16 protein-coding genes are annotated in these 14,491 nt (G+C 70.4%); 3 read left to right on the top strand and 13 right to left on the bottom strand.

The genetic code is table 11. The features are described 5' to 3' along the window. Nucleotides 1-17: 17 nt before the first annotated feature. Complete coding sequence (locus A9X00_RS08910; RefSeq protein WP_156772003.1) at nt 18-521, bottom strand: nuclear transport factor 2 family protein; 504 nt, start codon at nt 519-521, stop codon at nt 18-20. Between the two features lie 272 nt (nt 522-793). On the opposite strand from A9X00_RS08910, the gene A9X00_RS08905 reads away from it, so the two are divergent. Continuing rightward, entirely contained in the window at nt 794-1,582 is a 789-nt protein-coding gene (locus A9X00_RS08905) for an alpha/beta hydrolase (RefSeq protein ID WP_067152065.1), read from the top strand. Between the two features lie 6 nt (nt 1,583-1,588). On the opposite strand, the gene aroQ is transcribed toward A9X00_RS08905, so the two are convergent. From aroQ to A9X00_RS08855, 10 genes are all read right to left on the bottom strand, one after another. Next, on the bottom strand, nt 1,589-2,020 hold the full coding sequence (gene aroQ / locus A9X00_RS08900) for a type II 3-dehydroquinate dehydratase (protein WP_067152060.1): 432 nt from the start codon (nt 2,018-2,020) through the stop codon (nt 1,589-1,591). Then, on the bottom strand, nt 2,017-3,105 hold the full coding sequence (gene aroB / locus A9X00_RS08895) for a 3-dehydroquinate synthase (RefSeq protein WP_067152058.1): 1,089 nt from the start codon (nt 3,103-3,105) through the stop codon (nt 2,017-2,019). The genes aroQ and aroB overlap by 4 nt, the downstream gene beginning before the upstream one ends. Then, nucleotides 3,102-3,626: a shikimate kinase gene (locus A9X00_RS08890; protein ID WP_067152155.1), complete on the bottom strand. Its 525-nt coding sequence runs from the start codon at nt 3,624-3,626 to the stop codon at nt 3,102-3,104. Before A9X00_RS08890 ends, aroB begins: the two co-directional genes overlap by 4 nt. Further along, on the bottom strand, nt 3,626-4,831 hold the full coding sequence (gene aroC, locus A9X00_RS08885; protein ID WP_067152056.1) for a chorismate synthase: 1,206 nt from the start codon (nt 4,829-4,831) through the stop codon (nt 3,626-3,628). Before aroC ends, A9X00_RS08890 begins: the two co-directional genes overlap by 1 nt. A gap of 115 nt (nt 4,832-4,946) precedes the next feature. Next, nucleotides 4,947-5,363 (bottom strand): prepilin peptidase, encoded by a 417-nt coding sequence (locus tag A9X00_RS08880; RefSeq protein ID WP_067152054.1) that lies wholly within the window; start codon nt 5,361-5,363, stop codon nt 4,947-4,949. A 10-nt stretch (nt 5,364-5,373) separates the two neighbouring features. Then, nucleotides 5,374-6,183 carry a shikimate dehydrogenase gene (locus A9X00_RS08875; protein ID WP_082974927.1) on the bottom strand — a complete coding sequence of 270 codons (810 nt, stop codon included), beginning with the start codon at nt 6,181-6,183 and terminating at the stop codon, nt 5,374-5,376. Beyond that, complete coding sequence (gene mltG, locus A9X00_RS08870; protein WP_067152052.1) at nt 6,158-7,405, bottom strand: endolytic transglycosylase MltG; 1,248 nt, start codon at nt 7,403-7,405, stop codon at nt 6,158-6,160. Before mltG ends, A9X00_RS08875 begins: the two co-directional genes overlap by 26 nt. Then, nucleotides 7,398-7,901, bottom strand: coding sequence for a Holliday junction resolvase RuvX (gene ruvX / locus A9X00_RS08865; RefSeq protein ID WP_067152051.1), 504 nt, complete (start codon nt 7,899-7,901; stop codon nt 7,398-7,400). The genes mltG and ruvX overlap by 8 nt, the downstream gene beginning before the upstream one ends. Next, a complete protein-coding gene (gene alaS / locus A9X00_RS08860; RefSeq protein WP_067152050.1) occupies nt 7,902-10,595 on the bottom strand; it encodes an alanine--tRNA ligase in 2,694 nt (897 codons plus the stop codon). A gap of 61 nt (nt 10,596-10,656) precedes the next feature. Then, the gene (locus A9X00_RS08855; RefSeq protein WP_193376520.1) at nt 10,657-11,046 is read right to left on the bottom strand and encodes a secondary thiamine-phosphate synthase enzyme YjbQ; all 390 of its coding nucleotides are present in this window, start codon (nt 11,044-11,046) and stop codon (nt 10,657-10,659) included. A 171-nt stretch (nt 11,047-11,217) separates the two neighbouring features. Between A9X00_RS08855 and A9X00_RS08850 the strand changes: the two genes are divergently transcribed. Both A9X00_RS08850 and A9X00_RS08845 read left to right on the top strand, forming a co-directional pair. Then, on the top strand, nt 11,218-11,838 hold the full coding sequence (locus A9X00_RS08850) for an antibiotic biosynthesis monooxygenase (protein ID WP_067152046.1): 621 nt from the start codon (nt 11,218-11,220) through the stop codon (nt 11,836-11,838). Nucleotides 11,839-11,866: 28 nt separating this feature from the next. Then, nucleotides 11,867-12,490 (top strand): hypothetical protein, encoded by a 624-nt coding sequence (locus A9X00_RS08845; protein ID WP_067152045.1) that lies wholly within the window; start codon nt 11,867-11,869, stop codon nt 12,488-12,490. A gap of 80 nt (nt 12,491-12,570) precedes the next feature. Here A9X00_RS08845 and A9X00_RS08840 read toward each other — a convergent pair whose 3' ends face one another. Both A9X00_RS08840 and A9X00_RS08835 read right to left on the bottom strand, forming a co-directional pair. Further along, nucleotides 12,571-12,906 (bottom strand): hypothetical protein, encoded by a 336-nt coding sequence (locus A9X00_RS08840; protein WP_067152043.1) that lies wholly within the window; start codon nt 12,904-12,906, stop codon nt 12,571-12,573. After that, nucleotides 12,903-14,252: a replication-associated recombination protein A gene (locus A9X00_RS08835; protein WP_067152041.1), complete on the bottom strand. Its 1,350-nt coding sequence runs from the start codon at nt 14,250-14,252 to the stop codon at nt 12,903-12,905. The genes A9X00_RS08840 and A9X00_RS08835 overlap by 4 nt, the downstream gene beginning before the upstream one ends. Nucleotides 14,253-14,491: the final 239 nt, after the last annotated feature.

Here is a 14,491-nt window from a genome sequence, read left to right as displayed (position 1 = left end):
TTGCTTCGTGCGGGACATCAACGGATCCTCGAGGCGCGCAAGTAGCTGCTCATATCGGACGTGTCCGGCAGCGGCGGCGTGGCGGCGGACAGCAGACCGGCTTGGCGCAGGACTTGGGCCTGGTCCCAGTAGAGCGTCTCGCTCAGCATCAAAGAGTCGCGGAACCTGACGATCACGACGAAGGCGACCTCGAGTGACACACCCGTCGGGGCCACCCCGGGGAGAAGCTGCGGTACCTCGCGGTCATGGGTGAGCCGCATGATGCACTCGTCGACCAAGACGTCTTCACCGATCGAGCGGGCAATGAGGTCGAGCTCGGTGTCCGGCGGCTGCCCCGGGATGAATACGTCAGCGTAATAGGCGCGCAGGGCGTCGCGTCCGGACGCTCCGCTCATCGTCGGTAGGTGCATGACGCGCGCCTCAGGCACCATCGTCGAAACCGCGAGATCTGCGTCCCTGCATTCGAATTCGTAGCGGGTGTGCTGCTCCCAGAGCTCCACCATGTCATTGTCGTTCATCACGATGGAACGCTAGGACCGTTGCGGCGGGGCCGACAAACCAATGTCCGGAGAGTGGACATTCAGCCCGGTCATGTTCGGTGAGTGAACAACCAGGCGGGTGGCTTGATGAAGCGCCCCTATCGTCGGCTCCTATGAGCGAAGCTCACCGCAAGATCGCAGCCAGCGGAGAGATTCACACGATGAGTCACGCTGCGCAACAGAGCATTCAACCGGGTCAGCCTGCGGATCACCCGGTACACGATGAACGATCGGGCCCGGGACGAAGGAGCACGATGAAGCTCGAAGTCATCGACAAAGGTTCTATTAGCGTGGCGCACCCGGCGCCGCTGCTCTTCATCCATGGCTCATGGCACGCGGCCTGGTGTTGGGACGAGAATTTTCTCGATTTCTTCGCGGACAAGGGTTATCGAGCGGTGGCGGTGAGCCTGCGCAACCATGGCGGAAGTGGAAGGACCAAGCCACGACGGTGTTCGGTTGCCGACTGGGTGCAGGACGTAGCGAGCGTCGCCAGGCGCCTTCCCGTGGAGCCCGTGGTCATTGGTCACTCGATGGGCGGCTTCATCGTCCAGAAATACCTTGAGACGCACAACGCCCCAGCGGGAGTCCTCCTCGCGACGATGCCGGTAAGCGGCGCCAGCCGCGCCTTGCTCCGCATCCTCGGGCGTCATCCGGCGCGCTCTGCACGTGCCTTGATCCGGGGCAAGACCCTGCGCGCGGTGAACACAACGACAGCGGCACGCGAGAACTTCTACTCCGCGGGCACGCCCGATTCGGATGTCGCGCGATACACCCCGCTGCTGGACGAAGAGTATGTCGGAAGGCAGGCCTTGGATTTGACGGTGCTCAGTCTTCCGAGGCCCAAGCGAGTGACCACGCCTCTGCTGGTCTTAGGAGCGGAAAGAGACGCCTGTTTCAGCCAGAACGAGATGCGGAAGACTGCCCGCGCGTACGGTACCGACGCCGAGTTTTTTACCGGCATGGGCCACAACATGATGCTTGAACCGGGTTGGCGTGCAGTCGCCGAGAGGATCGACGGCTGGCTGTCGGCAGGAGGTTTGTGATCGCGACTACCCGGCGGCTTCCGCCAGGTAGCGCAGGGCGAGCAGGTAGCCCTGAATTCCCAGCCCGACGATCACGCCGGTCGCGACCGGGCTGATGTACGAGTGCCGCCGAAACTCCTCGCGGGCATGCACGTTGGAGATGTGCACCTCGATCAGCGGCGCGCTCAGCTCGGCACATGCATCCCGCAGCGCCACCGACGTGTGGGTCAGGCCGCCGGCGTTGAGGATCACCGGCTCGCCGGCATCGGCGGCCGCATGGATCCAGTCCAGCAGCTGCGCTTCGTTATCGCTTTGCCGCACAACCACTTTGAGCCCCAGGGCGGCGGCTTCGCGTTCGATCAGCGCCGCCAGCTGGTCGTGCGTGGTGTCGCCGTACACGTCGGGCTCGCGGCGGCCCAGCCGGCCCAGGTTGGGGCCGTTAATCACATTCACCGTCATGACGCCGCCAACCCCGAGTACGCCGCCGCCAGCAGCGACGGGTCCGGCCCGGTCAGCCGGCCCGGCTTCCCCAGCCCGTCGAGCACCACGAACCGAAGCACGCCGGCGCGCGTTTTCTTGTCCCCGGCCATGTATTCCAGCAATTGCGGCAACGCGTCGGCGTCGTAGCTGACCGGCAGGCCGAGCGAGGTCAGGATGCTGCGGTGGCGCGCCGCGGTGTCGTCGTCCAGCCGGCCGGCGAGCCGGGCCAGCTCCGCGGCGAACACCAGACCGACCGAAACCGCGGCGCCGTGGCGCCACCGGTAGCGTTCCCGGCGCTCGATCGCGTGCGCCAAAGTGTGCCCGTAGTTGAGGATTTCGCGCAGCTCCGACTCCCTCTCGTCGGCGGCGACCACCTCCGCCTTGACGGCGATCGCGCGCCGAATCAGCTCCGGCAGTACGTCGCCCGCGGGGTCCAGCGCGGCCTGCGGGTCGGCCTCGATGAGGTCGAGGATCACCGGGTCGGCGATGAACCCCGCCTTGACCACCTCGGCCATCCCGGCGACGAGTTCGTTGCGCGGCAACGTTTTCAGCGTCTCGAGGTCCACCAGGACGGCCAGCGGCTGATGGAACGCGCCGACGAGGTTCTTGCCGGCGTCGGTGTTGATGCCGGTCTTGCCGCCGACGGCCGCGTCGACCATGCCGAGCAACGTGGTCGGGACGTGGACGATGTCGACGCCGCGCAGCCAGGTCGCCGCCGCGAAACCGGCTACGTCGGTGGCCGCGCCGCCTCCCAGGCTCACCAGGGCGTCCTTGCGGCCGATCCCGATGCGGCCCAACACTTCCCAGATGAATCCCACGACGGGCAGGTCCTTGCCCGCCTCGGCGTCCGGGATCTCGATGCGGTGAGCGTCAATTCCCTTGTCGGCCAACCGGCTTCGGATCTCCTCGGCGGTCTCGCCCAACACCGGCTGGTGCAGCACTGCGACGCGGTGCCGGCCGGACAGCAGGTTCTCCAGCTCGCCGAGCAGGCCGGTGCCGATCACCACCGGATACGGTTCGTCGACGGCCACGTGCACGGTGACCGGCGCGGCGTTGGGGGTCATGTGGCGGCCTCGCTGGGCGTCTGCAACCGGCTCAGGATGTTGCGGACCACCGCCCCGGGATTGCGGCGGTTGGTGTCGATCCGGATGGTCGCGACGCGCCGGTACAGCGGGACCCGTTTGGCCATCAGCTCGCGGTATTTCTCGGCGCGGTCCGGGCCGGCCAGCAGCGGCCGCACGGTGGTGCCGCCGGTGCGCCGCACCCCCTCGCGGGCGCCGATCTCGAGGTAGATGACGGTGTGCCCGGCGAGCGCGTCGCACACGCCCGGGCTGGTGACCGCGCCGCCGCCGAGGGAGAGGACGCCGTCGTGCTCGGTCAGCGCCGCGCGCACCACCTGTTCCTCGATGCGGCGGAACTCCTGTTCCCCGTCGGTGGCGAAGATGTCGGCGATGCTGCGGCCGGTCTGCTGCTCGATGGCCGCGTCGGTGTCGAGCAGGCCGACGCCGAGCGCCTTGGCCAGCCGCCGCCCGATGGTGGACTTGCCGGAGCCCGGCAGGCCGACCAGCACCGCCTTGGGCGCCATCACGCGGTACCGCGCGCGGCGGGCGCTTCCCGGTCGGCGACCGCGCGCCGGTAGGACTCGACGTTGCGGCGGGTTTCGGTCAGCGAGTCGCCGCCGAACTTCTCCAGCGCAGCGCGGGCCAACACCAGCGCCACCATGGTCTCGACCACCACGCCGGCGGCCGGCACCGCGCACACGTCCGAGCGCTGGTGGATCGCGACGGCCTCGTCGCCGGTCGCCAGGTCGACGGTGGCCAGCGCCCGCGGGACGGTGGAGATCGGCTTCATCGCCGCGCGCACCCGCAGCGGCTGGCCGTTGGTCATCCCGCCCTCCAGCCCGCCCGCCCGGTTGGTGGAGCGGACCACGCCGTCGGGCCCGGGGTACATCTCGTCGTGGGCGCGGCTGCCGCGGCGACGGGCGGTCTCGAAGCCGTCGCCGATCTCGACGCCCTTGATCGCCTGGATGCCCATCACGGCGGCGGCGAGCTGGCTGTCCAGCCGGTTGTCGCCGCTGGTGAACGAGCCCAGCCCGACCGGCAGGCCCAGCGCCACGACCTCGACCACGCCGCCGAGGGTGTCGCCGTCCTTCTTGGCGGCCTCGATCTCGGCGATCATCGCTTCCTCGGCCGCCTTGTCGAAGGCGCGGACCGGGCTGTCGTCGATCGCGGCCAGATCCTCCGGGCGTGGCGGCGGGCCGTCGTACGGCTTCGACGGGCCGATCGCGATGACGTGCGAAAGCACCTCGACGCCCAGCGCCTGACGCAGGAACGACCGGGCGACGGTCCCGGCCGCCACGCGGGCGGCGGTCTCGCGGGCGCTGGCGCGCTCCAGCACCGGCCGCGCGTCGTCGAAGCCGTACTTGAGCATGCCCGCGTAGTCGGCGTGGCCGGGCCGCGGCCGGGTCAGCGGTTCGTTGCGGGCGCTGTTCGTCAGTTCGGCCGGGTCCACCGGGTCGGTGGCCATCACGGTCTCCCACTTCGGCCACTCGGTGTTGCCGATCTCGACGGCGATGGGCCCGCCGAGGGTGACGCCGTGGCGGATCCCGGACAGGATGGTCACCGCGTCGCGCTCGAACTTCATCCGCGCGCCGCGCCCGTAGCCCAGGCGGCGGCGGGCCAGCTGGTCGGCGATCTCGGTCGACGTGACCTCGACGCCGGCGACCATGCCTTCCACCACGGCCACCAGCGCCCGGCCATGGGATTCTCCGGCGGTGATCCAGCGCAACACCCGGCCATTCTCCCATGTGCTCCGTCGCGAACTTAAATCCGAGATGTCACGCCGAAATCGACGCTAGCGCGACCTACTCGCACTTTTCCGCGCTGGCGTCGAGTTCGAACTGAGGTCAAACGAGGGCCAGCCCTACCGCGCCCGCCGTGGCCAGGCACATCGGCGGGCCGTGCGGCACGGTGCGCGCGCCGCGCGCCAACCCGACCAGACCGGCCAGCGCCGTCAGCAGCGGCGCGCCCAGCGCCGCCAGGAACCACACGTCCGGGCCGAAACCGCCGGCCAGGCCGCCCAGCCCGATCGCCAGCTTGACGTCGCCGGCCCCCATCGCCGCCGGCGCGACGAGGTGGACCGCCAGGTACGTCCCGGTCAGCGCCGCCGCGCCGGCCAGCGCGGGCAGCCCGCGGGCGGCCAGCGCGGCGGCCAGCAGGATGACGGCGGCCCCGGGCAGCGTCAGCGCGTTGGGCAGCCGGCGTGACCGGACGTCGTAGGCGCTCAACGCGACCATCCACAGCAACACCACCGCGGTCGCCATGCGCGGCAGGTTAGCGCAGCGCCGCCTCCATCGCCGCTCGCGGCGCGGGCAGCCCGGTGAACTGTTCCACCTGGGAAAACGCCTGGTGCAGCAGCATCTGCAGGCCACTGATCACCCGGCCGCCCGCCGCGTCGACCGCGGCCGCCAGCGGCGTCGGCCACGGGTCGTAGACGGCGTCCAGCAGCACTGGGATCGCGGCGAACGTGCCGGCATACCGCGCGGCCACGTCCGCCGGGATGGTGCTGACCAGCACCTGCGCCCCCGCCACCTCGTCCGCCAGCCCGCCGCCGTCCAGCGCGCAGAACCGCGCCTCGACGCCGACACGGGCGCCGAGCTCCACCAGCCGGGCGGCCTTGCCCGGATCCCGCGCGACGACCGTGATGCCGGTGACGCCGAGCTCGGCCAGGCCCACGACGGCCGCCGGCGCGGTGCCCCCCGATCCACAGACCAGCGCCCATCCCGAGGCCGATCCGACGGCACCAGAGACCCCGTCGACGTCGGTGTTGTCGGCCCGCCAGCCCGCCGCCGTGCGCACCAGGGTGTTGGCGGAGCCGACCAGGGCTGCGCGCTCGGTGCGCTCGTCGGCGAAGCGCAGGGCGGAGAATTTGCCCGGCATGGTCACCGACACCCCGACCCACTCCGGCCCCAAGCCGCCGACGACGCCGGGCAACTCCTCGGCGCCGCACTCGATGCGCTCGTAGGTCCAGTCGTGCAGGCCCAGCGCCCGGTAGGCGGCCAGGTGCAAATCGGGGGACTTCGAATGGGCAATGGGGCGCCCGAGCACCCCCGCCTTTCTAGCGGGGCGTGCTGTCGAGGACACCGTTGTGCTTAGCCAGCTCGATATTGGCCAAATGCTGTTGATAGTCCTTGGTGAACAGCGTCGTGCCCTGGGCGTCGATGGTGACGAAGTACAGCCAGTCCCCCGGCTCGGGATGCTCGGCCGCGTGCAGCGCGTCGACGCCGGGCGAACAGATTGCCGTGGCGGGCAGCCCCTGCGACACGTAGGTGTTCCACGGGGTCCGCTGGGCACGGTCGGCGTCGGAGGTGGCGACCTCGCGGCGGTCCAGCGGATAGTTCACGGTCGAGTCGAATTCCAGCGTGTGGTGCGCGTGCAGGCGGTTGTAGATCACCTGCGCCACCTTCGCGAAGTCCTGCGAATTGGATTCCTGCTGCACCAGCGAGGCGACCACCAGGATGTCGTAGGGCGACACCCCCCTCGCCTGCGCGGAATCCAGCAGGCCGGACTTCATGTACTCCACGGCGCCCGCGCTGACCAGGCTGGTCAGGATGCTTTCGGCCGACGACGCGGGGTCGATGTTGAAGGTTCCCGGCGCGATCAGTCCCTCGATGCGGCGATGGTCCTTGCCCAGCTCGGTGACCGGCTCGACGGCCCACGGCGGGACCGCCAGCGTCGTCGGCGCGCTGTCGGAGGCCGCCGCGCGCAGGTCGTCGACCGAGACGCAGCGCTTGGTGCCGTCGAGGTTCACACAGGTAGCGCGCGAGATCAGCGAGAAGATCCCGGGATTCACCACGTTGGTCTTCATGTCGGTGGTGTCGTCGAGCTGACGGCCTTCCGGGATGACCAGCCGCCCCACCCGGTTGTTCGGGTCGGCCAGCCGCGCGACGGCGTTGGCCGCCGGGATCTCCGTGCGCATCCGGTAATAGCCGGGCTGGATCGAGTTGATCGCGGCGTTGCCGTGCGCGGCGTTGACGAACGCGCGCACCGTCGCGACCACTCCCTGGCTGTGCAGGGTCTCGCCGACCATGGTGGTCGAGTCGCCGTCCTGCACGTGAATCACGATGTCGCGCTTGCCATTTCCGCTGTAGTCGTCGCCGGAGCCGACCACCGTGTTCCACAGCCGGGTGCCGACGAAGACGACGACGACCGTGACCACGACCAGCGTCGCGAGGACGATCCGGCCGGCGACGCGCTTGCGCCGCTTGCGCTGTGCGGCCCGGTTGCGGGCAACCCGGCTCATCCGGCGGCGCGGCGCGCCTACCGTCTCGGGCTCGGCGCGCTGGCCGCGGGCGCTGTCAACCATCGCTGCGACCCCCGGCCGCCGCCCGGCGCTGGTCGAGCCAGCTCTGCAGGATCGCCACCGCCGCGGCCTGGTCAATCACCGCGCGCTGCTCTCGGGCCCGCACCCCCGCGGAGCGCAGCGACCGCTGGGCGCTCACGGTGGTCAGCCGCTCGTCGGCCAGCCGCACCGGCGTCGGGGCGATCCGCCGGGCCAGCGTCTCGGCCAGTTCGATCGCGTCCACCGCCGACGGCCCGGTGCGGTCGGCCAGGGTGCGCGGCAGCCCGACGATCACCTCGACCGCCTCCAGCTCGGCGGCCAGCTCGGCCAGCCGGCGCACGTGCCGACCGGAACGGTCGCGGCGCACCGTCTCCACCGGGGTGGCCAGGATGCCGTCGGGGTCGCTGGCGGCCACGCCGATGCGCACGCTCCCCACATCGATGCCCAGCCGTCGCCCGCGCCCGGGGTCCTGATCAGGGTCGCCGGGCCGGTCGGGGAGGCGGTGCTGTGTCAAGACCACTCAACCGACCCGCGCGATCTCGGAACGTACCGCGTCGAGGGCCGCGTCGATCCCGGTCGGGTCCTTCCCCGAGCCCTGCGCCAGGTCGGCCTTGCCGCCGCCGCGGCCGTCGACCGCCCCGGCGAGCTGCTTGATCAGCTCGTTGGCGCTCAGACCAAGCTCCTGGGCGGCGGCGTTGGCGGCGACGGCGTAGGGCACGCTGTTGCCCTCCCCCTCGGAGATGAGCGCCACCACCGCCGGGTCGCTGCCCAGCTTGCCCCGGATGTCGCCGACCAGGGAGCGCAGGTCGCCCGCCGTCATCCCGCTCGACATCCGCTGCGCCACCACACGCACGTTACCGATCCGCTCGGCGCCGGCCGCGGCGTTGGTCGCGGCGGCCCGCGCGCCCGCCAGCCGGGCGCGTTCGAGTTCCTTCTCGGCGGCCTTGAGCCGCTCCACCAGGTTGGCGACCCGGGCCGGCACCTCCTCGGACGGCACCTTCAGCGACGACGCCAGCCCGGCCATCAGCGCGCGCTCCTTGGCCAGGTGGCGGAACGACTCCAGCCCGACGTAGGCCTCCACCCGGCGGATCCCGGAGCCGATCGACGACTCGCCCAGGATGGTCACCGGCCCGATCTGCGCCGAGTTGTGCACGTGCGTCCCGCCGCACAGCTCCAGGGAGAACGGCCCGCCGATCTCCACCACGCGCACCTCGTCGGGGTAGGCCTCGCCGAACAGCGCCATCGCCCCCATCGCCTTGGCCTTCTCCAGCTGCTCGGTGAAGGTGTGCACCTCGAAGTCGGCCTGCACCGCCTCGTTGGTGACCTCCTCGATCTGGGTGCGCTGGTCCTCGGTCAGCGCGCCCTGCCAGTTGAAGTCGAAACGCAGGTAGCCCGGCCGGTTCAGCGACCCGGCCTGAACGGCGTTGGGCCCTAACACCTGTCGCAGCGCGGCGTGCACCATGTGGGTGCCCGAGTGGCCCTGCGTGGCGCCGCGGCGCCAGCCCGGATCCACCGCGGCGACGACGGTGTCGCCCTCCACGAACTCCCCGGACTCCACGTTGACCCGGTGCACGAACAAGGTCTTGGCGATCTTCTGCACGTCGGTGACGGCCGCGCGGGCGCGCCCGCCCGCGCCGGTTCCGCTGATGCTGCCCTCATCGGCGATCTGGCCGCCCGACTCGGCGTAGAGCGGGGTGCGGTCCAGCACCAGCTCGACGCGGTCGGCGTCGACGCCGCCGTGCGCGACGACGGGCACCCGCTTGCCGTCCACGAAGATGCCCAAAATCCTTGCCTCGGAGGTCAACTCGTCGAACCCGGTGAACTCGGTGGGCCCGGCGTCGACGAGCTCGCGGTAGGCGCTCAGGTCGGCGTGCGCGTGCTTACGCGCGGCGGCGTCGGCCTTGGCGCGGCGGCGCTGCTCGGCCATCAGCTCGCGGAAGCCGATCTCGTCGACCTGCAGGCCGGCCTCGGCGGCCATCTCCAGCGTGAGCTCGATCGGGAAGCCGTAGGTGTCGTGCAGGGTGAAGGCGTCCGATCCGGACACCACCGTCGCGCCCGTCGCCTTGGTCGCGCCGGCGACGTCCTCGAACAGCTTCGAACCCGACGCCAGCGTGCGGTTGAAGGCGGTCTCCTCGGCGACCGCGATGCGTCGGATCCGGTCGAAATCGGTGACCAGTTCGGGGTACGACGGGCCCATCGAGTCGCGCACGGTGGCCATCAGGTCCCCGACGATCGGCTCCTCGATGCCGAGCAGCTTGGCCGAGCGGATCACCCGGCGCAGCAGCCGGCGCAGCACGTAGCCGCGCCCGTCGTTGCCGGGGCTCACACCGTCGCCGATCAGGATCGCTGCGGTGCGGCTGTGGTCGGCGATGACGCGGTAGCGCACGTCGTCCTCGTGGTTACCGGTGTCGTAGCCACGGGGCGCACGGGTGGCGACCAGATCGATGACCGGCCGCAGCAGGTCGGTCTCGTACACGTTGTGCACGCCCTGCAGCACGAACGCGACCCGCTCGACGCCCATGCCGGTGTCGATGTTCTTGCGGGGCAGCGGCCCGAGGATCTCGAAGTCGGTCTTGGACGTGCCCTCGCCGCGCTCGCTCTGCATGAACACCAGGTTCCACAGCTCGACGTAGCGGTCCTCGTTGGCGATCGGGCCGCCCTCGACCCCGAATTCGGGGCCGCGGTCGTAATAGATCTCCGACGACGGCCCGCACGGCCCGGGGATGCCCATCGACCAGTAGTTGTCCTCCATGCCGCGGCGCTGGATCCGCTCGGCCGGCAGCCCGGCGATCTCCTGCCACAGCGAGAACGCCTCGTCGTCGTCAAAAAATACTGTGGCCCAGAGCCTTTCGGGATCCAGGCCGTATCCGCCGTCGTCGATCGGGTTGGTCAGCAGCGCCCAGGCCAGCTCGATCGCCCGGCGCTTGAAGTAGTCGCCGAACGAGAAGTTGCCGGCCATCTGGAAGAAGGTGTTGTGCCGGGTGGTGATGCCCACCTCGTCGATATCGGGGGTGCGGATGCACTTTTGGATGCTGGTGGCCGTCGCGTACGGCGGCGTGCGCGCGCCCAGGAAGAACGGCACGAACTGGACCATGCCGGCATTGACGAACAGCAGGTTGGGGTCGTCGAGGATCACCGATGCGCTCGGCACCTCGGTGTGGCCCGCCTTCACGAAGTGATCGAGGAATCGCTTCCTGATCTCGTGTGTCTGCACTTTTAGTCCGCTTCTTCCTGTTGCTTTGCTTTGCTTCGATCGGGATTCCCAGCCTAGCCAGCTAGCCCTCGAGGAAGCTCAGCCGCACCGACCGCCGTGGATTGTCCCGGTTGAGGTCGACCAGCACGATGCTTTGCCAGGTGCCCAGCTGCGGGTCGCCGCTGGCGACGGGCACCGTGACCGACGGCGCGACGATCGCCGGCAGCACGTGGTCGGCGCCGTGGCCGGGCGATCCGTGCGCGTGCCGGTACCGCTCGTCGCGCGGCAACAGCCGTTCCAGCGTGTCGACCAGGTCGTCGTCGGAACCGGCGCCGGTCTCGATGATCGCGACCCCGGCCGTCGCGTGCGGGACGAACACGTTGCACAGGCCGTCGCCGTAGCTGAAGCAGAACCGGCGCACCGCATCGGTCAGATCGACGATTCGACGCTGGGCGGTGTCTACCTGCAGCACATCGGTATGCACCCGCTCAAGCCTACGGCGCGGCCCGCGTGACCGGCCAATCGTTTGTGACGGCAGCCACACCCCCGGGGGGCATTGCCACCGCCGCGCGCCAGGAGGAACGTATCTGGTTGGACCGGTGGCGCCACCGGGGCGCTGCCCCGAACAAAGAGGGGGTGGATCGTGTACGCGCGCTCTACCACTATTCAGGCGCAACCCGATTCCATTGACGCGGGCATTGCGCACGTTCGCGATGAGGTTATGCCGGGGCTGCAGGCCATGCCGGGGTGCATCGGCGTGTCCCTTCTGGTCGACCGGCAGTCCGGCCGGTGCATCGCCACCAGCGCCTGGGAGAGCGAGGACGCCATGCGCTCCAGCGGGGAGCAGGTGGCGCCCATCCGGGACCGGGCCGCGGAAACGTTCGGCGGGACGGCGGAGGTCGGGGAATGGGAGATCGCGGCGCTGCACCGTGATCACCGCGCGCCCGCCGGCGCCGGCGGGCGCGCGACCTGGGTCCAGGTGCCGGAGGGCCAAATGGACCAGGGCATCGAGTACTTCAAGTCGTCCGTCCTGCACCAGCTCGAGGAGCTCGACGGGTTCTGCAGCGCCAGCCTGCTGGTCGACCGCGCATCCGGGCGCGGCGTGTCCTCGGTGACGTTCGACAGCATGGACGCGATGGAGCGCAACCGGGAGCAGGCGACCGCGCTCAAGACCGCGTCGATTCGCGAGGCGGGCGTCGAAGAAGTCGACGAGCGCGAGTTCGAGCTGGCGCTGGCACACCTACGGGTGCCCGAACTGGTCTGATCCCTACCCCGACGAGGAGGCTCCACCAATGTACGCACGCTCCACCACAATTCAGGCGCAACCCCTGTCCGTCGACATCGGAATTGCGCACGTTCGCGATGTCGTGATGCCCGCCCTGCAGGAGATGGACGGGTATGTCGGAATGTCGCTGTTGGTTGACCGGCAGGACGGCACCTGCATCGCCACCAGCTCTTGGAACAGCCTGGAGAAGATGCGGGCCACCGCCGAGCGGGTGGCGCCCATCCGTGACCGCGCGGCCATGATGTTCTCCGGCCAGGCGAGGGTCGAAGAGTGGGACATATCGCTGATGCGCCGCGATCATCGGGCGCATCAGGGAGCGTGCGTGCGGGCCACCTGGCTCAAGGTGGTGCCGGACCATCTCGAGCGATCCCTCAACTTCTACCGGATGTATGTGCTCCCGGAGTTGGAGACGCTCGACGGCTTCTGCAGTGCCAGCCTGATGGTCGACCACCCGGCGTGCCGGCGGGCCGTGGCGTGCTCGAGCTTCGACAGCCTCGAAGCGATGGCCCGAAACCGGGACCGGGCGAGTGAGCTGCGCAGCAGGCGCGCCCGCGACCTGGGCGCCGAGGTGCTCGACGTGGCCGAGTTCGAGCTGGCCATCGCGCATTTGCGGGTGCCCGAGCTGGTCTAGCCCGGCTCGCCTCGTTCGCCGAGTGTGCGGCCAGCCGCACTGTCGGCCGCGAGTGTGCGGCCAGCCGCACGATCGAGCTCCTATGGCAGCGCGTCCCCGGGGAATCCGCGGCACTCGTGCACCTGGTAGGTGAACACGCCCGCCGCGACCCCGGGATCGTCGTCCATGATGGCGCGGGTCTCGTCGACGCTAGCGGCGAACACCCCGATGCCGCAGACGTCGGACTCGTCAGTGACCGGCAGCACCACCGCCAGCACGCCGTCGTCGCGCAGGGCGAAGTTGCGCCGGCCGTGCTCCCAGATGATCCCCGGCGACGACTCGTCGCCGAACCTGGGGCCGCGCTTGAGGATGACGACGCTGTAGGCCTTGGCGGTGGGCAGCAGCCGGCCCATCTCCTCGTCGGTGAAGGTCTTCATGCCCGTCCCCTCTTGCGAATGATCGCGCGCAGCCGGTCCAATCGGCCGGCCATCTCCCGTTCGCCGCCGCGGCCGGTGGGCCGATAGTAGTCCACGCCCACCAGCTCGTCGGGCGGATATTGTTGGGGCACAACGCCATCCGGGGCGTCGTGCGAGTACTTGTAGCCCTGCGCGTTGCCGAGCGCCGCGGCGCCGGAGTAGTGCCCGTCGCGCAGGTGCGGCGGCACCAGCCCGGCCCTGCCGGCCCGGATGTCGTCCATCGCCGCCGCCAGCGCGGTGGTGACCGCGTTGGACTTCGGCGCGGTGGCCAGGTGGATGGTGGCGTGCGCCAGGGTCAGCTGGGCCTCCGGCATGCCGATCAGCGCCACGGTCTGGGCGGCGGCGACCGCGGTCTGCAGCGCGGTCGGGTCGGCCATCCCGATGTCCTCGCTGGCCAGGATCATCAGCCGGCGCGCGACGAACCGCGGGTCCTCCCCCGCGACCAGCATGCGGGCCAGGTAGTGCAGCGCGGCGTCGACGTCGGAGCCGCGCACCGACTTGATGAAGGCGCTGACGACGTCGTAGTGCTGGTCGCCGTCGCGGTCGTAGCGCACGGCGGCCTTGTCCAGGGACTGCTCGATGGTCTCGACGGTGACTGTGGCATTGGCCTCCGCGGCGACCTCCAGCGCGGTCAGCGCGCGGCGGGCGTCGCCGGCGGCCAGCTGGACCAGCAGGTCGACGGCCTCGGGCTCCACCTCGACCCGCCCGCCGAGGCCGCGGGGGTCGTCGATCGCGCGGCGGACCAGCGTGCGGATGTCGTCGGACGTCAGCGGCCGCAGCTGCAGGATCAGCGAGCGCGACAGCAGCGGCGCCACCACGGAGAACGAGGGGTTCTCCGTCGTCGCCGCCACCAGCAGCACCACCCGGTTCTCCACCGCGGACAGCAGCGCGTCCTGCTGGGTCTTGGAGAACCGGTGCACCTCGTCGATGAACAGCACGGTCTGCTCGCCGGAAAGCAGCGCGTGCCGCGCCTTGTCTATCACCGCCCGGACGTCCTTGACGCCGGCCGACAGCGCCGACAGCGCCTCGAACCGGCGGCCCGTCGATCCCGAGATCAGCGCGGCCAGCGTGGTCTTGCCGCTGCCCGGTGGGCCGTACAGGATGACCGACGCGACGCCGGAGCCCTCCACCAGACGGCGCAGCGGCGACCCGGGCGCCAGCAGGTGGCCCTGGCCGACCACCTCGTCCAGCGACGCCGGCCGCATCCGCACCGCCAGCGGCGCGCCCGCCGACACGCCGAAGCCCTGGTCGGTTGTCTGCGGTGCGCCGGGAAGGTCGAAGAGACCGTCGGACACGGTTTTAGGCATACCACGTCCGGCCGACGGGGCGCGGCGGGGAGAAAGGGCCCGAAAACAATCCGAGCGTCCTGGCGACTTATTTGCTAAGTTCCGGTTTGCCAGATTCCGTGCGCGTGGCCACAAGTTGAATCCAACAGCTAGGACGGACATGAGCCAGCCTCCCGAGTACCCCGGCGCCCCCACCGACTTCAGCCGCGCCGCCAGGTCGGAGGCCCGCTGCCGCTTGTGCGGGCCGTCGGCGGCCGTCG

Origin of the sequence: Mycobacterium sp. 1245805.9 (assembly GCF_001672915.1) — a bacterium.
In the GTDB taxonomy this organism is placed as follows: domain Bacteria; phylum Actinomycetota; class Actinomycetes; order Mycobacteriales; family Mycobacteriaceae; genus Mycobacterium.
The sequence above is the reverse complement of the archived record's forward strand: the minus strand, read 5'-3'. Positions and strand labels throughout refer to the sequence as shown.